19 protein-coding genes and 1 pseudogene are annotated in these 22,534 nt (G+C 59.7%); 12 read left to right on the top strand and 8 right to left on the bottom strand.

The genetic code is table 11. The features are described 5' to 3' along the window. From HX830_RS31220 to HX830_RS31195, 6 genes and pseudogenes are all read right to left on the bottom strand, one after another. Window positions 1–321: pseudogene (locus HX830_RS31220) on the bottom strand (hypothetical protein); the annotation flags it as partial. Window positions 322–536: 215 nt separating this feature from the next. Further along, entirely contained in the window at window positions 537–884 is a 348-nt protein-coding gene (locus HX830_RS31215; protein ID WP_177104656.1) for a DUF6124 family protein, read from the bottom strand. A gap of 477 nt (window positions 885–1,361) precedes the next feature. Next, window positions 1,362–2,816: a leucine-rich repeat domain-containing protein gene (locus HX830_RS31210; RefSeq protein ID WP_177104666.1), complete on the bottom strand. Its 1,455-nt coding sequence runs from the start codon at window positions 2,814–2,816 to the stop codon at window positions 1,362–1,364. 150 nt (window positions 2,817–2,966) lie between these two features. Next, on the bottom strand, window positions 2,967–3,314 hold the full coding sequence (locus HX830_RS31205; RefSeq protein WP_152742114.1) for a DUF6124 family protein: 348 nt from the start codon (window positions 3,312–3,314) through the stop codon (window positions 2,967–2,969). A 355-nt stretch (window positions 3,315–3,669) separates the two neighbouring features. Then, window positions 3,670–4,356 (bottom strand): response regulator transcription factor, encoded by a 687-nt coding sequence (locus HX830_RS31200; RefSeq protein ID WP_152742113.1) that lies wholly within the window; start codon window positions 4,354–4,356, stop codon window positions 3,670–3,672. Then, on the bottom strand, window positions 4,331–7,708 hold the full coding sequence (locus HX830_RS31195) for an ATP-binding protein (RefSeq protein WP_177104654.1): 3,378 nt from the start codon (window positions 7,706–7,708) through the stop codon (window positions 4,331–4,333). Before HX830_RS31195 ends, HX830_RS31200 begins: the two co-directional genes overlap by 26 nt. A 317-nt stretch (window positions 7,709–8,025) precedes the next feature. On the opposite strand from HX830_RS31195, the gene urtA reads away from it, so the two are divergent. From urtA to HX830_RS31150, 9 genes are all read left to right on the top strand, one after another. After that, a complete protein-coding gene (gene urtA, locus HX830_RS31190; RefSeq protein ID WP_100941568.1) occupies window positions 8,026–9,270 on the top strand; it encodes an urea ABC transporter substrate-binding protein in 1,245 nt (414 codons plus the stop codon). Between the two features lie 93 nt (window positions 9,271–9,363). Continuing rightward, on the top strand, window positions 9,364–10,281 hold the full coding sequence (urtB, locus tag HX830_RS31185) for an urea ABC transporter permease subunit UrtB (RefSeq protein WP_177104652.1): 918 nt from the start codon (window positions 9,364–9,366) through the stop codon (window positions 10,279–10,281). Between the two features lie 10 nt (window positions 10,282–10,291). Beyond that, complete coding sequence (gene urtC, locus HX830_RS31180) at window positions 10,292–11,479, top strand: urea ABC transporter permease subunit UrtC (RefSeq protein ID WP_177104650.1); 1,188 nt, start codon at window positions 10,292–10,294, stop codon at window positions 11,477–11,479. Then, window positions 11,476–12,234, top strand: coding sequence for an urea ABC transporter ATP-binding protein UrtD (gene urtD / locus HX830_RS31175; protein ID WP_152742110.1), 759 nt, complete (start codon window positions 11,476–11,478; stop codon window positions 12,232–12,234). Before urtC ends, urtD begins: the two co-directional genes overlap by 4 nt. Window positions 12,235–12,244: 10 nt before the next feature. After that, a complete protein-coding gene (gene urtE, locus HX830_RS31170) occupies window positions 12,245–12,934 on the top strand; it encodes an urea ABC transporter ATP-binding subunit UrtE (RefSeq protein ID WP_177104648.1) in 690 nt (229 codons plus the stop codon). Window positions 12,935–13,290: 356 nt separating this feature from the next. Continuing rightward, on the top strand, window positions 13,291–14,520 hold the full coding sequence (fmdA, locus tag HX830_RS31165; protein ID WP_177104646.1) for a formamidase: 1,230 nt from the start codon (window positions 13,291–13,293) through the stop codon (window positions 14,518–14,520). A gap of 30 nt (window positions 14,521–14,550) precedes the next feature. After that, entirely contained in the window at window positions 14,551–14,895 is a 345-nt protein-coding gene (locus HX830_RS31160; protein ID WP_100941562.1) for an FmdB family zinc ribbon protein, read from the top strand. Between the two features lie 15 nt (window positions 14,896–14,910). Beyond that, window positions 14,911–15,954: an aliphatic amidase gene (locus tag HX830_RS31155; protein WP_152742107.1), complete on the top strand. Its 1,044-nt coding sequence runs from the start codon at window positions 14,911–14,913 to the stop codon at window positions 15,952–15,954. Window positions 15,955–15,957: 3 nt separating this feature from the next. Continuing rightward, window positions 15,958–16,971 (top strand): AAA family ATPase, encoded by a 1,014-nt coding sequence (locus HX830_RS31150; RefSeq protein WP_256350851.1) that lies wholly within the window; start codon window positions 15,958–15,960, stop codon window positions 16,969–16,971. Here the strand turns inward: HX830_RS31150 and HX830_RS31145 are convergent. Then, complete coding sequence (locus tag HX830_RS31145) at window positions 16,968–18,122, bottom strand: GGDEF domain-containing protein (protein ID WP_177104644.1); 1,155 nt, start codon at window positions 18,120–18,122, stop codon at window positions 16,968–16,970. The two genes, HX830_RS31150 and HX830_RS31145, sit on opposite strands and share 4 nt — an antisense overlap. Window positions 18,123–18,327: 205 nt before the next feature. On the opposite strand from HX830_RS31145, the gene HX830_RS31140 reads away from it, so the two are divergent. From HX830_RS31140 to HX830_RS31130, 3 genes are all read left to right on the top strand, one after another. Further along, window positions 18,328–19,854 carry a hypothetical protein gene (locus tag HX830_RS31140; RefSeq protein WP_177104642.1) on the top strand — a complete coding sequence of 509 codons (1,527 nt, stop codon included), beginning with the start codon at window positions 18,328–18,330 and terminating at the stop codon, window positions 19,852–19,854. Continuing rightward, entirely contained in the window at window positions 19,851–20,300 is a 450-nt protein-coding gene (locus tag HX830_RS31135) for a hypothetical protein (RefSeq protein WP_177104640.1), read from the top strand. The genes HX830_RS31140 and HX830_RS31135 overlap by 4 nt, the downstream gene beginning before the upstream one ends. A 254-nt stretch (window positions 20,301–20,554) precedes the next feature. Then, window positions 20,555–21,637 (top strand): YncE family protein, encoded by a 1,083-nt coding sequence (locus HX830_RS31130; protein WP_103498200.1) that lies wholly within the window; start codon window positions 20,555–20,557, stop codon window positions 21,635–21,637. Between the two features lie 287 nt (window positions 21,638–21,924). On the opposite strand, the gene HX830_RS31945 is transcribed toward HX830_RS31130, so the two are convergent. Beyond that, a complete protein-coding gene (locus HX830_RS31945) occupies window positions 21,925–22,491 on the bottom strand; it encodes a hypothetical protein (protein ID WP_218171445.1) in 567 nt (188 codons plus the stop codon). Window positions 22,492–22,534 lie beyond the last annotated feature (43 nt).

Genomic DNA, 22,534 nt, shown 5'->3' with positions numbered 1-22,534 from the left:
GTTTTGGGCCGGCGTTGACAAGTCCTCTCCGATTCGGATCACCTCGAACCCGAGCGACTGCAATTTGGCCGCGACTGTCGCTTCATTTTCCACAAGTGCTGCCGCGCTCAGTGGGCCGTCAGATGGGAATTGCACTCCGTAGGCAACCGCCACAACGGCTTTGATATCGCACTGTTCGCCATTTCGCGGATTGCGTACCAGGAAGTACCTCGATTTTCCGAAGCCATACCGCTTCAGAAAGGCAGAGCGTCCCAGGGTTGAAAACTCGTCAAAGGCGGCTTGGACGGCGGCAGGGCTTTGCAGTCTGGAGAGATCATTCATTTCGCGTCATGCGCCACTATGTAAGCCAAATCCTGTGAATTTGCAGGAGAGTCTCACATAAAAAGCGAAGTCTTAGAAATGGCTGTCCAGAGAAGGAAAAATATATCCTGTTGGCTCGACGAAAAATCTTACGAGCACCTGATGGGGAGAGCTTTCTAGTCGTCAGTAAAAAGGGGAGCACAGCTCCCCCCTAAATCGCACTGGGCTTGTACCTGTCAGTTTGTTATCCCAGCGGGCTGGTCCTCAATCACGGAATCAACTTGTCGTTGAGCCAACTCAATCAGATGCACCACACCCATCGCCACCTTGCGGTTCGCACCCGTGAGGTTGTCAGCATTTTCATAGGCGGTGGCGGCAGCGGAGTCCAGTATTGAGCTCGCGTTGACGAGGGCTTCTTCTCGGCTTTGTGGCGCCGGGGGCTTGCCTTGTATTCCTGCGATACCAGGGCGTTTTGGACCGCCGCCCTGAGGCAGCATGTAGTACGCCAAGGCGCGATCAGCGGCTTGCGGGTCAATGCTTTCGATTCCGGAGGTTCCCGGTGGGTTGGGTGTGACTTTGTACATGGCAAATCTCCAATCTCACGGATGGAGCCGTCACCAGTATCGCTACCAAACGATTGGGGTGGCGGCTGTACACAGGTTGGTAGACCGGAAGATTGGAGAAACCGGCGCGCCCGAAGGTGCCCTGCGCACAGCCACCATAAAAGGCAGGCAATAAAAAACGCCTCATTCCAAGGGGGCGCTGTGCGCCAATCTATACCGGGCTACCAAACCCGATCACTGATATGCAGTGACGGACTGAAGACTAGCCAGCGAAATTGGCAGGCACAAGCGCTCAGGATTTTCTAGGAAACTTCATTCAAAGGAAAGCGAGTTGTCTTGCTGGCACTGCAAGATCACTGAAAAAACGCAGCTGATTTGACGGTGTTAAAACGCTGAAAGGGCAGTTGGCCGGGAGCGCGAATTCTCCTGCTGGGCCCTCGATTTTCCAGGTACTTAGGACTGATACGACTCAGTGGGAATGTGGATTTCCACTACCTGTCAAATACCGGGCCCAGTCACGTGGGCCGGCAATCTGGCCAAACGGTCCCACCCTTCTGCGCTGATCCCTGAGCAGTTCGGCAACCACAATTTTTGTAGTGGCAACTGCTCCAACATGGACACCACGGCTGAAGTGAGCTGCGACTCCCCCGGACCAGCCGCGAGTGTCAGATCTCGCAGCGGCAGACGCGCGAGGTGGGCGACTCCGGCGTCAGTGAGCCAAGGACTTTCATATAAACCGAGGCGTTGCAGCGGCAGATCGCGCAAACAGGCTAAGTCGGCATCGCGTAGATCCAGACCGCTTATCTCCAGTTGCTCCAACGGCAATCCCAATTCGACGAGCATTCGCAAAGCCTTGCCGTCGATGTCGCGACAAAAACTGAGATTCAGTCTCTTCAGCGGCAGACCAGCCAGTTGTTTCAGTTCCTTTCCAGTGATGTCGTTCAATGAAAGGTCCAGCGATTCCAGGTCCAAACCGCGCAGGTCGCGCAACGTATGTGCGTCGATGCCTTGCACATCGGAGAGCCCCAGGCGCTTCAGTGGAAACGCGTGCAGCACATCGAGCCGCTCGATCATTTGCTGTGAAGATTTAAGATCCAGATCGGCGAGTGGCATGCCTTCCAGTTCGGCAATGTCGTCCTCGCCGATATACGAAGATTGCAGCGAAAGCCGTTCGATCGGCAGGCCCTGGATGGCGTGGAGCATGGCGTCGGTTGCGTAACAGTAATCGAGGCTCAGCGAGCGCAATGCGGTCAGGCCGCGGAGCCAGGAAGGGTCCTTCAGGATTGCGCCATTCCAACCTAGCGATAGCTGCTCGAGTGGATGATGACCCAAGTGCTGCATTCCACGTGAAGTGAGTTCCCCTGCGCGTTCGAATGTGAGTGAACGCAACTTGAGTCGTGACAGTCCGAGCAGGCCGTCGTCGGTGACCTCATCACAACGGTTCAACGATAACTCCTGCAGCGCGCCACTGCCGAGTTGGTGGAGGAAACGGTCGTCGAAGTCTTCGCCGTAGGTTTCCAACTTCAGCCGGAGCAACCGTTCGAGTGACGGGAGGCTGCTGGCGTTGTCATCGCGCGAAAAACCACTGATTTTCAATGTCTCGAGGGCAACGGCTGGCAAACGTTGCCATACAGTCTGATCGAAGCTGAATTTCGGGCTGTTGAGTACCAGCGTACGCAGTGGCAGCCCTGCCAGGGCATCAAGCCAGTCAGGCTCGGCATTCTCCAACTCGACATGGTCTACGGGCAGTCCACGAAGCTGCGACAACAATGCCTTGGGGCGATTGGTATGCGCGGTGGCGCTCAACTGCGCAACTGCGGCGATAGCGGCCGGATCGCACAGGCCGGCGGCTACTCGTAGGCCATCCAGGGAAGCCTCTCCGCTGTTGAGCAAATCGCGATAGAGCGAAGCGCGCGCTGCAATGTCATCGGGTGTGGCAGAGAGTTGGGCCATCAGGGCGTTGCGGTTCAGCACTATTGACGAGTCCGAAGTGAGTGAGCCGAAAGGATTGATGGAGGTATTAGCCAGTGAAGTCAGCCAAGTGTCCAGAGGCATGCGTGAAAAAAGGGGAGCAAGCTCCCCTTTATGCCGCGCTGCTTTCCGTCAGTTTGTGACCCCAGCAGGCTGTTCTTCAATCACTGAATCCACCTGCCGTTGAGCCAACTCGATCAGATGCACGACGCCCATCGCCACCTTTCGGTTCGCACCCGTGAGGTTGTCGGCATTTTCATAGGCGGTGGCGGCAGCGGAGTCCAGGATTGAGCTGGCGTTGACGAGGGCTTCTTCTCGGCTTTGCGGGGTAGAGGCTCTCTCTTGCGTTCCTACGATACCAGGGCGTTTTGGACCGCCGCCTTGAGGCAGTATGTAGTACGCCAAGGCGCGATCAGCGGCTTGGGGGTCAATGCTTTCGACACCGGAGGTTCCCGGTGGGTTGGGTGTGACTTTGTACATGGTAAATCTCCAATCTGGCGGTTGGAGCCACCACGCCGTCGCGACTAAACGATTGTGGGTGGCAGCTGTGCACAGGTTAGTCGACCGGAAGATTGGAGAAACCGGCGCACCACGAGGGTGCCCTGCGCACAGCCACCATAAAATGTAGGCAATAAAAAACGCCTCATTCCAAGGGGGCGCTGTGCGCCAATCTATCCCGGGCGACTAAACCCGATCACTGAATAGGCAGTGACGAATTGAAGACTAGTCATCGAAATTAGCAGGCGCAAGCGGTCAATATTTTCTAGGAAACTTCACTCAAAGGAAAGCGAGTTGTCTTGCTGGCCTTGGCAAATCACTGCGCAAAGCGCCGCCTCTACATCCGCCGATGCTCAGTCATCGCCGACAGCACCACTGACGTCGCCGCCGTCCTCGTCTCCACCCCCAGCTTGATATACACATGCTCCAGATGCTTGTTCACCGTACGCGGGCTCAAGTCCAGAATGGTGCCGATATCGCGATTGGTTTTTCCACAGGCTACCCAGCGCAGCACTTCCACCTCACGCCCCGTCAGTTGAAAACGTGCCGACAACACCTGGCTGGCCGGTTCGTCGTTCAGGCTCAAGGCCGCCACTGGCTGTGATGCCGCCCGCGCCGACAACAGCGTGCGTGAGGTACGCAAATGCGCCGCAACCCGAGCCAGCACCTCATCGATCTGAATCGGCTTGGTCACATAATCACTGCCACCCACCTCAAACCCCTGAACCACATGCCGACTCTCCGTCAGCGCCGTCATAAACAGCACCGGAATATCAGCACTCTCCGGCTGCGCCTTGATCCGCCGACAGGTCTCAAACCCATCCAGCCCCGGCATCATCGCATCCAGCAGGATCAGGTCCGGGCGCCGCCGCTCGATCCGGTTCAACGCACTCAACCCATCCAGCGCCACCAGCACCATATAACCGGCATCGTTAAGCGCGTCGGACAGCAGAGCGAGGTTATCCGGCGTGTCATCCACAATCAGCACGACACCGGGTTCAGCGACTGTGGTCAGTGCATTCATCTTCTGCCTCCTTGAGGGTGCGGTTGATTTCGTCCAGGCGAAAGTTCTTCAGCAGTTTGCGGATCGACCCGATAAAAGCCGCTGTGTCCGGCGCTTCAGCCTGGATGCTGTCGAGCTTTTCCTGCAAGCCACGGACATAGCCGATGGCGCTGAGCTCGCCGAGGGCAACAAGGTCAGGGTGTGAAGGCAAGACCCAGGGTTCGGGGAGTGGCGCCGGCGCTGGCTTTTCACGCCGCACCCAATGCAGATCAAGTTGCTTCTGAATCCTCTCCAGCAACTCCGGCGTGCGCACCGGCTTGGCCAGGTAGTCATTGCAGGCACTCGCCAGGTTGCGCTCATCGCTGAAGGCATTGGCCGAGATCACGATGATTGGCACCGTGGACAGCGCATTGCGGCGGATCAGGCGGCTGGTTTCCCAGCCATCCATGGTCGGCATCGACAGGTCCATCAGAATCAGGTCCGGCCCCAGCAACGCCACCTGACGAATCGCTTCCTGGCCGTTGCTGGCCTGCACCACTTCGAAGCCCAGCGGCGTGAGCATGCCGTTGAGCACTTTGCGATGGTCCACATGATCGTCCACCACCAGCACCCGGCGTCGTGGTCCCTGGTAGCCGATGATGTCGTGCTCGACATGGACCACGGCTCGGGGCGCCCGCACCTGGGAAAGAAACAGCCGCACCTGGAAGCAGGTGCCCTTGTCCTGCTGGCTCCTGACCTGCAATTCGCCGCCCATCAGCGAGGTGAGCATGCGGGTGATGGTCAGGCCCAGGCCGACGCCCTTGTCCTGGCGCATCAGGTCGCCGCGCTCGAACGGCTGGAAGATCCGCTCGATATGCTCGGGGTCGATGCCGATACCGGTGTCGATAATCTCGAAGTTCGCGGTTTCGCGCATGTAGCTGACCCGCAGGCAAACCTCGCCGCTGTCGGTGAAGTTGACCGCATTGCCCAGCAGATTGATCAGGATCTGCCGCACACGTTTTTCATCGCCACGCACCACCGCCGGCATCTTGCCGATCAGTTCCAGGCGAAAGCGCAGACCCTTTTCCTGGGCCTGAGGAGTGAACATCAGTTCCAGGTCATGGATCAGTTCCGGGAAAGGAATTTCCGTCAGTTCCAGGCGCAGTTTGCCGGCCTCGATCTTGGCCACATCGAGCAGTCCGTCGATCAGTGACAGCAGGTGCGAACCACTGCGCAGAATGGTCGCCAGGGCATCCTGGTGCTGTTCCGGCATGGCCGCGTCGCGCTGCAGGTTCTGGGTAAAACCGAGGATGCTGTTGAGCGGCGTGCGCAGTTCATGGGACAGCCCGGTGATATAGCGACTCTTGGCCGCATTGGCTGCCTCGGAGGCTTCCTTGGCATCCTGCAGGGCCTGGTCGGTGACTCGGTGGGCGGCGATTTCCTGCATCAGTAATTGCGTCTGGCGAGTCGATTCTTCCTGGGCCACATGGCGGCTTTCCCGGGTCAGAACGATCCACCAGGCGAGGATCGCCGCCAGCATCGATAGGGTCAGGAATGCCTTGAAAAACGCCTGGTACAAAGTCGCCGAATGGGGCAGCCCCTGGGACGCCTGGCCATAGATCAGCGCAAGGGCGCCGCTGAGCATCAGGATCAGTACCAGCAGCAGACCGAGGTAATGCATCAACCGGGTATGCAGGCGCGGCACCATAGTGCTGGGCAGCAACCAGCGCAACAACGACTCGAACTGTGCGGACAAACGCCCCTGGGGTTTGCAACGATCGCCGCAACGCGCATCCAGCGAACAGCACAGCGAGCAGATGGGCGTGCTGTAGGCCGGACAGAACGCCATGTCCGCGACTTCGAACGGATTACTGCACAGACCGCAGGTGACCTGCGTACTCGGTTGCACCGGACGCAGCAGCAACGGGTCGCTGGTGCGGGCGATGTAATAGCGGCTGCCGGTGGCCCAGGCCAGCAGCGGAACCATGATCAGCGCGGTACCGAGGGCGACAAAGGGCGGCGCGGCCTGGGCTAGGGCACCGAACAGTCCGAAGTGGGCGAGGATCGACAGCAACGAGGCAATCACCATCGAGCCGACGCCCACCGGGTTGATGTCGTAGAGGTGTGCGCGCTTGAATTCGATGTGCTTCGGCGACAGCCCCAAGGGCTTGTTGATCACCAGATCCGCGACCACCGAACCAATCCAGGCGGTGGCGATATTGGCGTAGAGACCGAGCACCTGGTCGATGACATCGAACACCCCCAGCTCCATCAGCATCAGTGCAATCGCCACATTGAACACCAGCCACACCACGCGGCCGGGATGACTGTGGGTGACCCGGGCGAAGAAGTTCGACCAGGCCAGGGAGCCGGCGTAGGCATTGGTCAGGTTGATCTTCATCTGCGAGACAAAGACGAACAGCACCATGGCGCCCAGGGCCCATTCCGGCGAGGAGAACACATAACTGAAGGCCACCAGGTACATCTGCGTCGGTTCGGCGGCACGCTCCATGGGGATTTCGTGTTGCAGGGCGAGAAAGGCCAGGAAGGCCCCGGCGGCCATTTTCAGGGCACCGGGGATGATCCAGCCGGGGCCGGCGCAGAGCAGGGCGGCCCACCAGCGTTTGCGGTTGGCCGAGGTTTTCTCCGGCAGGAAGCGCAGGTAGTCGACCTGTTCGCCGATCTGCGTCACCAGCGAAAGAGCCACGGTACAGGCCGCGCAAAACTCCAGCAGATTGAAGTCACCACCGCTGGAGCTGCGACCGAGGAAGCTGGTCCAGTCGCTGAAGGCCTGGGGATTTTTCACCAGCACGAACAGGTAGGGCAGCACCAGCAACACCAGCCACAGCGGTTGGGTCCAGAGTTGCAGGCGGCTGATCAGCGTCACCCCGTAGGCCACCAGCGGGATCACCAGCACGGAGCAGATCACATAGGCGAAGGCCAGCGGGATATGGAAATACAGCTCCAGGGCCAACGCCATGATCGCCGCTTCCAGGGCGAAGAACAGGAAGGTGAAGCTGGCGTAGATCAGCGAGGTGATGGTCGAACCGATATAGCCGAAGCCGGCGCCGCGGGTCAGCAGGTCCATGTCGACGCCGTAGCGGGCGGCGTAGTAGCTGATGGGCAGGCCGGTGAAGAAGATCACCAGGCTCACCGCGAGAATCGCCCAGAAGGTGTTGGTGAACCCATAACTCAGGGCCAGCACTCCGCCGATCGCCTCCAGGGCGAGGAACGACACCGCGCCCAGGGCGGTGTTGGCGATGCGCAACTCCGACCACTTGCGAAAGGACTTCGGCGTGTAGCGCAGGGCGTAGTCCTCCATGGTCTCGTCGGCGACCCAGCTGTTGTAGTCGCGACGGATCTTGGCGATGCGCTGGGTGCCGGGTGGTAGCACGGTGAAAGACTCCTGCTGTCAAGGCGCTCCGTGCCTGGCGTTGTAGTGGTGAAAAATTGAGCAATTTTCATGCCCCAGGCTGGCGGGCCGCACCAGCGGTTACCCGTGCGCGTGCCTGCGCGTGAGGCGGTCAGGTGGCACGGGCCTGGGGCGCTAGCCTGCGCCAGCTTGGTGCGAATTTCCCTACGTCAAATGACGTATGCCTTTACGTCAGGCTGCGTATACCGGCCGCCGCTCCTCGCCGCCATGCTGATGCCATCACCGTTGCTGGCCGCCCTCTCAGGCGAACCGCAGCGCCACCGCAGAGGAGTAGCAGCATGGAACCACGATTGATCCGCACCAAAGGTCTGTTGCCGCGCCGTCTGGCGCTGGGAGCGGCGGCCTTGTCGTTACTGGCCGCCAGTGTGTTCAGCCAGGGGGTGATGGCGGACGAGGCCAACACCACCGGCCTGGCCGTGACCCCGACTGAAGTCACCGTCGGCCAGTTGCACTCGGCCACCGGCACCATGGCGATTTCCGAAACCGGTTCGATCCAGGCCGAACGCCTGGCCATCGAACAGATCAACGCTTCGGGCGGCATCCTTGGCCGGCAGATCAAGGTGATCCAGGAAGACGGCGCGTCCGACTGGCCGACCTTCGCCGAGAAGGCCAAGAAGCTGCTGGTCAACGACAAGGTGGCGACGGTGTTCGGCTGCTGGACCTCGGCCTCGCGCAAGGCCGTGTTGCCGATCTTCGAGAAGGAAAACGGCCTGCTCTACTACCCGACTTTCTATGAGGGGCTGGAGCAGTCGAAGAACGTGATCTACACCGGCCAGGAAGCCACCCAGCAAATCCTTGCCAGTCTCGACTGGATCGCCAAGACCAAGGGCGCCAAGACCTTCTACCTGGTGGGTTCGGACTATATCTGGCCGCGTACCTCGATGAAGATCGCCCGCAAGCATATTGAAAACGTGCTGCACGGCACCGTGGTCGGCGAAGACTACTACCCGCTGGGCAACACCCAGTTCGGCTCGCTGATCAACAAGGTCAAGCTGAAGAAGCCTGACGTGGTGTTCGCTGCCGTGGTCGGTGGTTCCAACGTGGCGTTCTACAAGCAATTGAATGCGGCGGGCGTCAATTCCTCCAAGCAGACCCTGCTCACCCTGTCAGTGACCGAAGACGAACTGCTGGGCATCGGCGGCGAGAACATGGCCGGCTTCTATGCCTCGATGAAGTACTTCCAGAGCCTGGACAACCCCAACAACAAAGCCTTCGTCGAAGCCTTCAAGGCCAAGTACGGTAAGGATGCGGTGATTGGCGATGTGACCCAGGCGGCTTATCTCGGCCCGTGGTTGTGGAAAGCAGCAGTGGAGAAGGCCGGCAGTTTCGACGTTGACAAAGTGGTCGCTGCCTCGCCAGGCATCGAGCTGAAAACCGCACCTGAAGGCTACGTGAAAGTGCACGACAACCATCACCTGTGGAGCAAGACCCGTATCGGTGAAGTGCAGCCCAATGGCCAGTTCAAGGTGGTCTACGAGTCGGGTCTGATCGAGCCGAATCCGTTCCCTAAAGGTTACCAATAACGTTCGGGCCCTATCGCCGGCAAGCCGGCTCCTGCAGGGGGCTGGTTTGCCGGGGATGCGGTTTTTTTACTTCCACCGCAGGAGACCATCATCATGGAATGGCTATCGGAATTTGGTGCCATCGCGGCCATGCAGGGGTTCAACGGTTTGTCCGTGTTCTGCGTGCTGTTGTTGATGGCGCTGGGGCTGGCGATCATCTTCGGGCAAATGGGGGTCATCAATATGGCCCACGGCGAGTTCCTCACCATCGGTGCCTACACCACCTATGTCTGTTCGAGCCTGACCAGCCATTTCGCCCCGGCGTTCCAACCCTACTATTTTTTCTTCGCCATCGCGTTGTCGTTTCTGATCGCCGGCGCCATCGGCTGGCTGGTGGAGTGGGCGATGATCAGCCGACTCTACAAGCGGCCGCTGGACACGCTGCTGGCGACCTGGGGCCTGTCCCTGGTCATGCAGCAGACCTTCCGTTCGGTGTTCGGCGCCCGTGAAGTCAGTGCCACGCCACCGGAGTGGTTGATGGGGTCGTTCAACCTCACGGACTCCATCGAGATTCCGCGCAACGGCCTGTTCATGATGGCCCTGACCTTGCTGCTGACGGCAGGCATTTTTGTCCTGCTCTATCGTTCGCGCTGGGGTCTGCATGTGCGCGCCACGGTGCAGAACCGGTTGATGAGCCGGGCCGTGGGTATCAATACCCGCAAGGTCGACCGCATGACCTTTGCCCTGGGTTGCGGTGTCGCCGGGGTGGCTGGCGCGGCCTTCACCACCATCGGTTCCACCGGACCCACCGCCGGCTCGCAGTACATCGTCGACACCTTCCTGGTGGTGGTCTTCGGTGGTGCGCAAAGCCTGTTCGGCACCATCGCGTCGGCGTTCGTGATTGCCCAGACCCAATCGATCTCGGAGTTTTTCCTCAGCGGTTCGATGGCCAAGGTGCTGACCCTGTCCGGGGTCATCCTGATCCTGATGTTGCGCCCCCAAGGGCTGTTCTCCATCAAAGTGCGCAAGTAGAGGCGAGCCGATGAACGTTCTAGACAAGATGCTGGCGGGCAAGCCGAACCTGCTCGGCGTGGCGCTGTTGGCGCTGCTGATTTTCGTGGTGTTTCCGCTGACCCTGGATGCCTTCCGGTTGAACATGGTGGGCAAGTATCTGACCTATGCCTTCGTTGCCGTCGGCCTGGTGTTGTGCTGGGGGTATGGCGGCATTCTCAGCCTGGGGCAGGGCGTGTTTTTCGGTGTCGGCGGCTACTGCATGGCGATGTTTCTCAAGCTGGAAGCCTCCGATCCGATCAGCACCAAGATCCAGACCACGCCGGGCATTCCGGACTTTATGGACTGGAACCAGATCACCGAACTGCCCTGGCTCTGGGTGCCGTTCCACAGTTTCAGTTTCACGCTGCTGGCGGTGATTCTGGTGCCGGTGTTGCTGGCTTTTATCATCGGTATGGCGCTGTTCAAACGGCGGGTCGGGGATGTGTATTTCTCCATCGTCACCCAGGCCATTGCGTTGATTTTGACGGTGCTGATTGTCGGCCAGCAGGGCCTGAGCGGTGGGGTCAACGGCATCACCGATCTCAAGACGCTGCTCGGTTGGGACCTGCGCACCGACAGCGCCAAGCTGGTGCTGTATTTCATCAATGCGGCGCTGCTGTTCGGCTGCATTTTTATCGGCCGTTTTGTCCTCGCTTCCAAGCTGGGGCGCTTGCTGATGGCGATGCGCGACAAGGAGGAGCGGGTGCGTTTCTCCGGTTATGACGTGGCCACGTTCAAGATTTTCGTGTTCTGCATCGCCGCCGGGTTCTCGGCCATTGGCGGCGCGATGTTCGCCTTGCAGGTCGGCTTTATGTCACCCACATTCGTCGGCATCGTGCCGTCCATCGAGATGGTGATCTTCACCGCGGTCGGCGGGCGTATGTCGCTGCTCGGCGCGGTGTATGGGGCCCTGCTGGTGAACTACGGCAAGACCTATTTCTCCGAGTCCTTTCCCGAGTTATGGCTGTACCTGATGGGCGGGCTGTTCATTGCCGTGGTCATGTACTTCCCCAATGGGTTGGCCGGGCTCTGGGACAGTCATGGTCGCCAGGCGCTTGCTCGATTGCTGCGACGTTCTCCTCGCTCACAACCGGTGGCTGCGTCCTTGCCACAGGCCGTACGTGTCGAACCGAAAGCTCCAGCCCCTGAACGTCCTTCCCTGGAGACACAGCCATGACCGCCATCGGTTTTCAGATGAACAAACCGGTATTGGCCATCGAGGGACTGACGGTGTCCTTCGATGGTTTCAAGGCGGTGGACAACCTCAACCTGTATATAGACCGCAATGAAGTGCGGGTGGTGATCGGACCCAACGGCGCGGGCAAGACCACGGTGCTCGACCTGATCTGCGGCAAGACCCGCGCCACCAGCGGCAGCATCCAGTTCGACGGGAAAGAGCTGACCAGGATGCACGAGTACAACATCGTCCGTGCCGGCGTCGGGCGAAAATTCCAGAACCCGTCGATCTACGAAAACCTCACGGTGTTCGAGAACCTGGAGATGTCCTATCCGGCCGGGCGCAAGGTGTTCAGCGCGTTGTTCTTCAAGCGCAGCGCCGCGGTGATTGCCCGGGTGGAAGAGGTGGCCCGGGAGATCTTTCTCGGCGATCTGCTGGAGCAACAGGCCGACCTGCTGTCCCATGGCCAGAAGCAGTGGCTGGAGATCGGCATGCTGCTGATGCAGAACCCCGACCTGCTGATGCTCGACGAACCCGTCGCCGGGATGAGCGTCAACGAGCGCGTGCAGACCGCCGAGTTGCTCAAGCGCATCAGCCAGGGCCGTTCGGTGCTGGTAATCGAGCACGATATGGAATTCGTCAAGAGCATTGCCCACAAGGTCACGGTGCTGCACCAGGGCAAGGTGCTGGCCGAGGGCAGCATGGAGTCGGTGCAGAACAACCCGAAAGTCATCGAAGTCTATCTGGGCCATTGAGGAAGCAGGCATGTTCAACGTCAACAAGCTGTCCTGTGGCTACGGCCAGAGCCAGATTCTCCACGACCTCGACCTGGCCGTGGCCAAGCAGGAAATCGTCGCCGTGATGGGGCGCAACGGCATGGGCAAGACCACGCTGTTCAAGAGCCTGATGGGCATTCTTCCGCAGTGGGGTGGGCAGGTCAGTGTCGATGGTCGTGAGGTCTCCAGTCTCGAGACCCACGAGCGGGTCGAGCACGGCATCGCCTATGTGCCCCAGGGGCGGATGATCTTTCCCAGCATGACGGTGCTGGAAAATATCCAGACCGGCTTGCCGGCTTCGGCCCGGGGCCAGGTGCCGGAAGACCTCTATGCGTTGTTCCCGGTGCTCCACGACATGCGCTCGCGCAAGGGCGGCAACCTCTCGGGGGGGCAGCAACAGCAACTGGCGATTGCCCGGGCGCTGGCGACCAACCCCAAGGTGCTGTTGCTGGATGAGCCCACCGAGGGCATCCAGCCATCGATCATCAAGGACATCGCCCGGACCCTGAAGGAAATCCGCACGCTGCGGGATTTGACCATCGTGGTTTCCGAGCAGGTGCTGTCTTTCACCCTGGAAATTGCCGATCGCTTTCTGGTGATCGAGAAGGGACGTTTCGTTATCGAGGAGACCCGCGACAAGGTCGACGAGGCGACGATCAGCCGTTACCTCTCCGTATAGACCCCTTTGCCCTGTGGGAACCCGGCTTGCCGTAATACCGTTCAGTTAAGGCCGAACACTGTCCCTGTGGGAGCAGAGCTTGCTCGCGAAGAGGCCCTTGAGGCCGCCAAAAGCTTCGCGGCGGTGCGGCGATCCGACAAGCACCGCTCCCACAGATTTCACGCGCATGCAGGTTCTCGGCTCGACACAAACATTGTGGGAGCCCGGCTCGCCGGCGATAGCGGTCTTGAAATCGCCATCGCCGGCAAGCCGGGCTCCTGCAAAGGGAGCTACGTCATCCGACGTATTGGCCGATTCGCGCCGCCATTCGAGACTGCCAGCAACGCTGTACATCCCTACTGTCCAGGAGCTTTGCCATGACCGATACCTTGATCAAAGTCGACCTCAACCAGCCCGCCACCGAGAACGAGCAGATCCACAACCGCTGGCATCCGGACATTCCGATGGCCTGCTGGGTCAAGCCGGGGGATGACTTCATTCTCGAAACCTACGACTGGACCGCCGGGGCGATCAAGAACAACGACGATGCTTCCGACGTGCGCGATATCGACCTGTCCACCGTGCACTACCTCTCCGGCCCGGTCGGCGTGCACGGCGCCGAAGCCGGCGACCTGCTGGTGGTCGACCTGCTGGACATCGGCGCCAAGGCCGAATCGCAGTGGGGCTTCAACGGCTTCTTTTCCCGGCAGAACGGCGGCGGCTTCCTCACCGACCATTTCCCCAGTGCGCAGAAAGCCATCTGGGATTTCAAAGGCATGTTCACCAGCTCGCGGCACATTCCCGGTGTCAACTTCGCCGGCTTGATCCACCCCGGCCTGATCGGTTGCCTGCCCGACCCGGTGATGCTCGCCGACTGGAACCGCCGCGAACAGGAACTGATCGACACCAACCCGACCCGCGTGCCGCCCCTGGCCAACGCACCACTGGCCGCCACCGCGCACATGGGCAAACTCAAGGGCCAGGCCCGCGATGACGCCGCCGCCACCGGCGCCCGCACCGTGCCGCCGCGCGAGCATGGCGGTAACTGCGATATCAAGGACCTGTCCCGCGGCTCGAAGATTTTCTTCCCGGTCTACGTCAACGGCGCCGGCCTGTCGGTAGGCGATCTGCACTTCAGCCAGGGCGACGGCGAGATCACCTTTTGCGGCGCCATCGAGATGGCCGGCTGGGTACACATGAAGGTCGAGCTGATCAAAGGCGGCATGGCCAAGTACGGGATCAAGAACCCGGTGTTCAAGCCAAGCCCCATCACCCCGAACTACAAGAACTACCTGATCTTCGAAGGCATCTCGGTGGACGAGAGCGGCCAACAGCACTACCTGGACGTCAACGTCGCCTACCGCCAGGCCTGCCTCAATGCGATCAATTACCTGACCAAGTTCGGTTATTCCCCGGCCCAGGGTTATGCCCTGCTGGGATCGGCCCCGGTGCAGGGCCATATCAGTGGCGTGGTGGATATCCCCAATGCCTGCGCGACCTTGTGGCTGCCGACCGAGATCTTCGACTTCGATATCAACCCCAACGCCAACGGCCCGATCAAGCACCTGGACGGCAGCATCGACCTGCCTATCGCCCACGATCTGTAAGTCGCCATCAATATTCCGGGAGGACGCACCATGCCGACCTACGAATATCAATGCCAGGCCTGCGGCACCTTCACCATGCTGCGGCCCATGAACCAGCGCCATGAACCTTGCCAGTGCCCCTATTGCGGCGGCGCTGGCGGTGGCTTGCAGCTTTCGGCGCCGGCCTTGAACTGTCTGTCGAGCAGTCAGCGCCAGGCCATCGCCACCAACGAGCGCAGCGCCCATGCACCGCAGACCGTCGCCGAGTACCAGCAGCGGCGTCATCCCAAGGGTTGCGGTTGCTGTGCGCCAAGCAAACCGGTGGTGCCGACCAAGGCCAATCCCCTGGGACTCAAGAGCAAGACCGGGCCACGGCCCTGGATGATCAGTCACTGACAGAGGTTTTTCTCCATGCGCCATGGCGATATTTCCAGCAGCCCGGATACCGTCGGTGTTGCTGTCGTGAACTACAAGATGCCGCGCCTGCACAGCAAGGCCGAGGTCATCGACAATGCCCGCAAGATCGCCGAGGTGATCAAGGGCATGAAGCAGGGGCTGCCCGGGATGGACCTGGTGGTGTTCCCCGAGTACAGCACCATGGGCATTCTCTATGACCATGACGAGATGATGGCCACCGCCGCGACCATTCCCGGCGAAGAGACCGCGATCTTTTCCGCGGCCTGTCGCGAGGCCAATACCTGGGGTGTGTTTTCCCTGACCGGCGAACGCCACGAGGAGCATCCGCACAAGGCGCCTTACAACACCCTGGTGCTGATCGACAATCAGGGGCAGATCGTCCAGCGCTATCGCAAGTGCATTCCCTGGTGTCCCATCGAGGGTTGGTACCCCGGCGACCGCACCTATGTCTGCGACGGCCCCAAAGGCATGAAGATCAGCCTGATCATCTGCGACGACGGCAACTACCCGGAGATCTGGCGCGATTGTGCGATGAAGGGCGCGGAGCTGATCGTCCGTTGCCAGGGCTATATGTACCCGGCCAAGGAGCAGCAGGTGCAGATGTCCAAGAGCATGGCCTGGGCCAATAACTGCTATGTCGCGGTGGCCAACGCCGCCGGTTTCGACGGGGTGTATTCGTACTTCGGGCACTCGGCGATCATCGGCTTCGACGGCCGTACCCTGGGTGAGTGTGGCGAAGAGGAAATGGGTATTCAATACGCTCAGTTGTCGATCTCACAGATCCGCGATGCGCGAGCCAACGACCAGTCGCAGAACCATCTGTTCAAGTTGCTGCACCGTGGCTACACCGGCATCTACGATTCCGGCGATGGCGACAAGGGCATCGCCGATTGCCCGTTCGAGTTCTACCGCACCTGGGTCCTGGATGCAGAGAAGGCCCGGGAGAATGTGGAGAACATCACCCGGCGCACGGTGGGCGTGGCGGACTGTCCGGTGGGGCAATTGCCCCACGGCGGTAAAGAAAAGACCGCGGGCTGAAGCATGTCGTCGATCCAGCAGGTCCCCGCGTCAGGGCAGCCCGAGGTGCGTCCGCTGACCTCGCGGTTCACCTTCGAGCCGCAGCAGGTGATGGCGCTGCTGCGTAAGCGCATCGTCGGCCAGGACGCGGCATTGGCGGCGGTCGAGGCACAGCTCAAGGTGCTCAAGGCGGACATCGGTGATCGCGAGCGACCGCTTGGGGTCAACCTGTTCATGGGCCCGACTGGCGTTGGCAAGACTGAGATCGTGCGCCTGCTGGCCCAGGCCATTCATGGTCGTAGCGATGCGATGTGCCGCATCGATATGCAGACCTTGGCCCAGGAACATTACGCGGCGGCGCTGACCGGTGCGCCGCCGGGTTATGTCGGTAGCAAAGAGGGGGTCAGTCTGTTCGACAGCGAATTGATCGAGGGTACTTACAGTCGTCCGGGCATCGTCCTGTTCGATGAGCTGGAAAAGGCCAGCGACGAGGTGCTGCGCAGCCTGTTGGGGATTCTGGAAAGTGGCAGGCTGACCCTGGCGGGCGGCAGCCGCACCCTGGATTTTCGTAACAGCCTGATCTTCATGACCAGCAATATCGGCGCACGGCAGGCCAACGCTCGACGGCAGCGTTTGAGTGGGGGCTGGAGACGTTTGCTGGGTTGGTTCGTCGAGGCTGAATCGCGGCTGCTGGAGCAGGCGTTGCACAGCCGTTTCGAGCCGGAGTTCCTCAACCGGATCGATCGTATCCTGGTGTTCGAACGCATCGAGGGTCGCTGGCTCGACGCATTGTTGGATATCGAACTGAGCAAGCTCAATCAGCGCCTGGGGCCGCAACGTCAGTTATCGGTGGACGAGTTGGCCCGTGCCTGGCTGGGACGCGATCACGATCCGCGCTTCGGCGCCCGCGCCCTGGTGCGCAGGGTGCGGGTCGAGTTGGAACCGGCGATTGCCGATTGCCTGCTGGCCTGTGCCGACGCCGGGCAGATGACGGCGACGGTGCAGGGGCAGCGGTTGGTGGTGTTGCCGCAGGGCTAGCTTTCTGCGATCTCTACTCGATTGCGGCCCTTACCCTTGGCTGCGTAAAGTGCCTCATCCGCCACCGACAGTAACCGCGAGAGTTCGTACCCGGATTCCCCCGTGGTGACCAGCCCGATACTCACGCTGAGAAAGCCGGGTTCCAGCAGTGTCAGCCCGGCAAAGCCGGCCCTGATCCGCTCCGCCACTTCCATCGCGCGGGCTTTGTCGCTATCGCCCAGCACACAGGCAAACTCTTCGCCGCCAATGCGCCCGAATACATCCGCCGGGCGCAGGATCTGTGTCGTTACCCGGCCGAAGGCGATCAGTGCCTGGTCGCCCACGGCATGGCCGAAGGTGTCGTTCAGACGCTTGAAGTGGTCCAGGTCGCAGAGCAGCAGCGCCGCCGCCGTGCCCTGACGCCCGCAGTCGGCCAGCAGCTTTTCACTCTTGAACATGAACGACCGCCGGTTGCCGACGCCGGTCAGGGGATCGCTATAGGCCGCCGCCTTGAGCTGGCGCTCGGCGCGCTCCTTGACCATGGCCAGGGTGACGTAGCCGATCCCGACCACGTAGAGCATGGACTCGAACAGCATGAAGGAGAAAAACGGCACGCCTTCGCCGCTACCCGCGAGGGCCTGGTCCAGGCCCATGCCGGCGTCAGTAAAGGCCCGCACGCAGTAGAACAGAGTATTCAGTGCTGTCAGTGTCAGCGCGGGCAGGTAGGAGGCTTCGAGGCTGTGGCGACTGCGCCAGAACTCCAGCAAGGTCAGCACGCCGTAGCCGACCGTCAGCACCGAATAGGCGGCCACCCGCAATGGCAGTGACTCCAGGAAGGTTGGCACCAGGCACAGCGCGAGCCAAGTCAGCGCGCCAGCGAGCATGCCTGGGACCGAGGGCGCGCGCCCGGCAAACACGCGCATGGCCGTCCAGTTCATCGCTGCGCTCAGCAACAGCACCACGTTGCCCACCACCAGCGGTACAAAGTCGACGCCCAAGCCACGCAAGCTCACCAGCAGGATGCCGAGGGATGCCAGCAACATCATGCTGCCCAGGTAGGCGAGGCAGCGTTCGCGGGTTTCCCGCAGCCAGGCGTGCAGGCTCAAGAGCCCCATCAGGCAGAAGATGAAGACCGAGACCAGCAGCAGGGTGGGGATGTGCAGCAGCGTCATGTTCGGGCAACCCTGTTCAGCCGGCGACCGGGGGGCGCCCGGGACGGCGGCGGTGGGTGCCAGGGCACACCGCGAGTTGGAAAGCAGGACTTGGCACGTGAGCGAGCATCTTGGCAATCACTCGGCGGGATTGTAGCGGGATCTCCGTGGGGTTGCCTGCTTGTTGAAGGGGGCTGTTGGCCAGGGTCCTACAGATGGCGTTGAGTTGTCTGGCATCCAATGCGGTCACTTCCTTTCGGCCTCGACCGTAAGCTTCGGTAACTGGGCCGAGCAGCTGATTTTCTGTTTTTGTCGGTCCTTCTCGAAGGAGCGAACGACTGTTGAAACAGGGATCTCGTTAACCGTGGGCCATTACGATTCCAGGGGCAATTACTCACCCACGCCGGGCCCGTGCATTCCTTTGCCGTCGCGTAATACTGAGCGTCGCGTGCCGCCTCCAGAGCCTTATAACGGCGACTTCTACAGCCAGGCAAAGCGGACCATTGAGCGCCAGATTCCGACCAGCACCTGCCATGTCGGTTTGAAGTTCATCTGGGATAACGGCGAAGGCTTGGGGTGTGATTTGCCTTGCGTGCTGACCCCGGCCAGCGGCGAGCCCATTCGGACTCGGTTGGATGAGTACAGTCGGTTTGTCGGCAGTATTCCCGATGGAGCTTATCAGGCGCAGATGCTGGCGGAGGTCGACACCGAAGATCTGGTGGTCCGCAGCCGCGCCGAGGTGCAGGCCGCACTGGAGGCGATTCTCGAAGCAGAGCGTGCCGAAGCGGCGGCGTTGCAGGCTATCCAGGATGAGCGTGGTGTTGTCACCAATGCATTCCATACCCATTTGGCGATTGGCAAGGGCGCGCTTTATGGCGCTTGGGGATTGGTCAAGAGCGCCAAGGAATATGGCGACCTGATCAATCCCTTCGTTACCTTTTCCAATGTCGTGGTGTCCGCCTGGAACGCCGACGTTTCCAATGGTGGCAGTTGGATCGCTTCCTTTCGCGACAACTTTTCCCAGGCGCAGCATCGTGAACTGATTGAGGCGCTGGGCTTCGACCCAAGCAAGATCACCCGTGAACAACTGGCCGAAAGCTACGAAACGGCGTGCTTCGTGATGGAGGACGGGCCGAGCCGGGACCTGCTGGCGCGATTTGCCGTTGACTATGTAAAAGCCCAGAACCGCGAAGAAATCGCCGAGTTCGGTGGTGCGGTGGTCTTCGAGATAGTGCTGATCGGGCTGTTGGTCATGTACAGCGGTGGTGCTGGTCTGGCGGCGAAAGGTACGGTGTCGATGCGTAACCTGGCATTGACGCAACGACTGGGCTCTGGGCTGAAACGGCTTGGTCAAGGCCTCAAGAACGCTAGAATCAAAAAGGCGGGACGGGCAGAAGGGAAGGGCGCTGGAGCGCAGATTGTCAGGCTTGAATGGCCTAAGGAAATTGATCCGGCCACTTTATACCGGCCAGATAGGAAATTAGTAAACGACAAGCATGGTAGGCCCGTTCCCGATGCCGAAGAGCCCCACACCCAGCTTGCAAATAGAAGAGGAAGAAAAGATGAATACAGGCAAGCCAGAGAGTGGCATTTGAACAAAGATGGCAAACTGGAGCCCAAGCGAGATATAGACTTTACGGATCACGGACGCCCCAAAGAGCATACGAGTCCGCATCAGCATGATTTCATCCCAAATCCCACGGGGGGGACGCCCCAGCACGGGCCCGCAAGACCACTGGAGTATCCGCAATGAACTCAGTCACCTTGGCGTCTTTCCGGGCGGATGGAACAGTCCTGTTGCTAAGCGATTTGCTGGCGGTCATTCCTGATAATGATTGGGTGTGGTCGGTTCTCGAGTTTCAAGGTGTGGGTTGTGCACCTGATGGCCTTTCTATGGATGAGTATGAGGCTTTTCTACTCTCTCAGGAGAGAGGAGACATCATGACGTGGGGGCAATTGCTTGAGTTCTCACAATCGATGGAGCAAACGTTCAACTGTCTTGTGGTCGCAGTCAATACGGTCGCTGAAATTATTAAACCCTCTGGCTTCGAAATAGTGCCAGAGACTTATGTTTTAGCTATTGAAGCATTCGATAGTACCTGCTGGACACTTTGGAGCGACAGACCGGAAATTACTCAGGCGCTAGGGTTGGTGCAGGGGCTGAGTGTCGCAGGTGGCACAAGTGGGAACATTTCCTAAAAAGCACATCATCTGCACTCATGTGCACTTCAAATGTTGACACTATGAATACGGATAACCGAGATTGACTCGGCGGTCGAGGTTGTCTGGTGGGTCGGCATCTGTTCTGAGGTCAAAGTGCCATAGGCGGAATAGTTACTGTCAGGACCGTGTATCTCTGAATGAATGTGAAAAGTCAGGCGCCCTAGTGGGTCGGGGTGGTTTATGGATGCGAATAAAAACAACAGTACCCGAAGACTTTCAGGAGAAAACACATGATGCCGCGAAAATTGTTGGGTTGCGCGACTGCAATATTGGGATTGAGTCTCGCTGCTTCGGTCAGCGCGGCTGAACTGAAACAGATCGGCACATTGGCGGTTCCAGGCGAGCCTCTCAACGGCTTCGACATCAGCTATGTCGATCAGGCGACCAACCGTTATTATCTGGCCGATAGAAGCAACAAGGCTATCGACGTGTTCGATGGCGCCAGCGGCAAGATGGTCGACCGGTTGCCCGGCGGATTCGCAGGACAATTAAAGACCAGTAGTGTGTCCGGCCCGAACGGCGTCGTCGTGGTTGGTGGCGAGGTGTGGGCCAGCGACGGCGACAGCACTGTGAAGGTCATCGACCTCAAGACGAAAAAAGTCACGGATAGCCTTTCCACCGGCGGAAAATTCCGGGTTGACGAGATGGCCTACGATCCGAAGGCCCACGTTGTGCTTGTCGCCAACAATGCCGACGAGCCGCCGTTCCTGACGCTGATTTCGACCAGGCCCGAACACAAAATCATGGCCAGGATTTCCCTTGAGGACGCCACGGACGGGATCGAGCAGCCCGTCTACGATGCGGTGACAAAAAGGTTCTATGTTTCGATTCCAGAGTTGAAGAAGGATAAGGCCAAGGGTGCCGTCGCGGTCATCAACCCGGCCAGCGGCAAGCTCGAGAAATTGCTGCCAGTCAATGACTGCCATCCCAACGGCCTGGTGCAAGGACCAGGTGCAAACCTGCTGTTAGGTTGCGACGCTGGCGGCAAGGGCAGCGGTCTGCCGCCGGTATTCGTCGTGATGAAGACCGACGGTTCGGTGGTCAAGGTCATTCCAGGCCTCGGTTCCGCCGACATGGTCACCTACAATCCGAAGCTCAAGCAGTATTACACCGCTTCGCGCGGCATGCCGGACGGCCCGGAGCTCGGTGTTATCGACGCAAAATCCAATACGATCGTCCAACGCATAAAGCTGCCCGGCGGCAATCCGCATTCGGTCGCGGTCAGCGAGAAAAATAACCACGTCTTCCTGCCGCTCAGTGCGAAGGACGGAGGCTGTAATGGTTGCGTGGCGGTGTTCGCGCCGGGCAGCTAGCAGGACAAGTGCTTTTGGCGCTGCATGACCGGGCGCGGAATGTGTGCAGCAGGCTGCTGCACACATTCCGCGGGGACCACAGAGCTGACCAGATCCGAAATCTTTGATCCTGCCAGCTTTCAGCGGATTAAAAAGATAAAGACACTTTTCAAACAGGCATTAAAAAGCCGGCTTGTGGGCGGCGTTATTTGTTGGTTATTACCTTATTTTACTAGGTTTTATGGGGGGCTGTGTTTTTGTCCCCCCATTTATCCCCCCACTCTTGCTATGCGAGATGCACTGCTAGGTTAACCATCCACGTTTTTAGTCTGACTTCTCAACGATTCAACGGCATTTGCCAGCGCTTCGATATCAGGTGCTTGAGAACCCCAGTCTTTCCAGAAATCACGGGTTGCGCTGTCAGGTGTGATGCTGGGGAGGTCCAATTTGATGCGTGATGGTAGGAGTACTGCGTCCCCTCGCATTAAAGCTTCGCCTGTATCTAGTAACGGAAGGACGCTAGTCAAGCCTGCTAACGAGTCTGGCATTAGGCGCTTGATAACGTTTTGGTCTACATCGTTGGTAAGCCGCAGCGCTAAGAAATTGTTGCATTGGCTCAAAATCGTTCTACTGACGTCTGAATGTTTCAGCATGGCGCGGGCGTTCACCTTGATGATTGCGCCTTCTATCACGGGCAGCAGTCTCGCCTTTTTCGTCGACTCTTCGAACCAACATATGACCGACGCGCTGGCAGGTATGGAGGACGAGCAGCGGACATCTTGGGTGAGCTGGAGATCACGGAGCGCTTGATGATCACTGGCGGCGAGCACAAGTAAGATGCTCTGTTCACTCAGGCTGACCGCAGTGCCATCCATCAGTGCCTCCTCAGAGCGGCCGAGCTATTTGTCAGCGAGAGTC

It is taken from the genome of Pseudomonas gingeri (assembly GCF_013385425.1).
Taxonomy (GTDB): Bacteria; Pseudomonadota; Gammaproteobacteria; order Pseudomonadales; family Pseudomonadaceae; genus Aquipseudomonas; species Aquipseudomonas gingeri_D.
The sequence above is the reverse complement of the archived record's forward strand: the minus strand, read 5'-3'. Positions and strand labels throughout refer to the sequence as shown.

Excerpts from the sequence above, each read along its gene's own strand:
- urtA (WP_100941568.1), top strand. The coding sequence starts at position 8,026 with ATGGAACCACGATTGATCCGCACCAAAGGTCTGTTGCCGCGCCGTCTG.
- HX830_RS31160 (WP_100941562.1), top strand. The coding sequence starts at position 14,551 with ATGCCGACCTACGAATATCAATGCCAGGCCTGCGGCACCTTCACCATG.
- HX830_RS31155 (WP_152742107.1), top strand. The coding sequence starts at position 14,911 with ATGCGCCATGGCGATATTTCCAGCAGCCCGGATACCGTCGGTGTTGCT.
- urtE (WP_177104648.1), top strand. The coding sequence starts at position 12,245 with ATGTTCAACGTCAACAAGCTGTCCTGTGGCTACGGCCAGAGCCAGATT.
- HX830_RS31205 (WP_152742114.1), bottom strand. The coding sequence starts at position 3,314 with ATGTACAAAGTCACACCCAACCCACCGGGAACCTCCGGTGTCGAAAGC.
- HX830_RS31210 (WP_177104666.1), bottom strand. The coding sequence starts at position 2,816 with ATGGCCCAACTCTCTGCCACACCCGATGACATTGCAGCGCGCGCTTCG.
- HX830_RS31215 (WP_177104656.1), bottom strand. The coding sequence starts at position 884 with ATGTACAAAGTCACACCCAACCCACCGGGAACCTCCGGAATCGAAAGC.
- fmdA (WP_177104646.1), top strand. The coding sequence starts at position 13,291 with ATGACCGATACCTTGATCAAAGTCGACCTCAACCAGCCCGCCACCGAG.
- HX830_RS31130 (WP_103498200.1), top strand. The coding sequence starts at position 20,555 with ATGATGCCGCGAAAATTGTTGGGTTGCGCGACTGCAATATTGGGATTG.
- urtD (WP_152742110.1), top strand. The coding sequence starts at position 11,476 with ATGACCGCCATCGGTTTTCAGATGAACAAACCGGTATTGGCCATCGAG.
- HX830_RS31150 (WP_256350851.1), top strand. The coding sequence starts at position 15,958 with ATGTCGTCGATCCAGCAGGTCCCCGCGTCAGGGCAGCCCGAGGTGCGT.
- urtB (WP_177104652.1), top strand. The coding sequence starts at position 9,364 with ATGGAATGGCTATCGGAATTTGGTGCCATCGCGGCCATGCAGGGGTTC.
- HX830_RS31945 (WP_218171445.1), bottom strand. The coding sequence starts at position 22,491 with ATGGATGGCACTGCGGTCAGCCTGAGTGAACAGAGCATCTTACTTGTG.
- urtC (WP_177104650.1), top strand. The coding sequence starts at position 10,292 with ATGAACGTTCTAGACAAGATGCTGGCGGGCAAGCCGAACCTGCTCGGC.
- HX830_RS31145 (WP_177104644.1), bottom strand. The coding sequence starts at position 18,122 with ATGACGCTGCTGCACATCCCCACCCTGCTGCTGGTCTCGGTCTTCATC.
- HX830_RS31135 (WP_177104640.1), top strand. The coding sequence starts at position 19,851 with ATGAACTCAGTCACCTTGGCGTCTTTCCGGGCGGATGGAACAGTCCTG.
- HX830_RS31200 (WP_152742113.1), bottom strand. The coding sequence starts at position 4,356 with ATGAATGCACTGACCACAGTCGCTGAACCCGGTGTCGTGCTGATTGTG.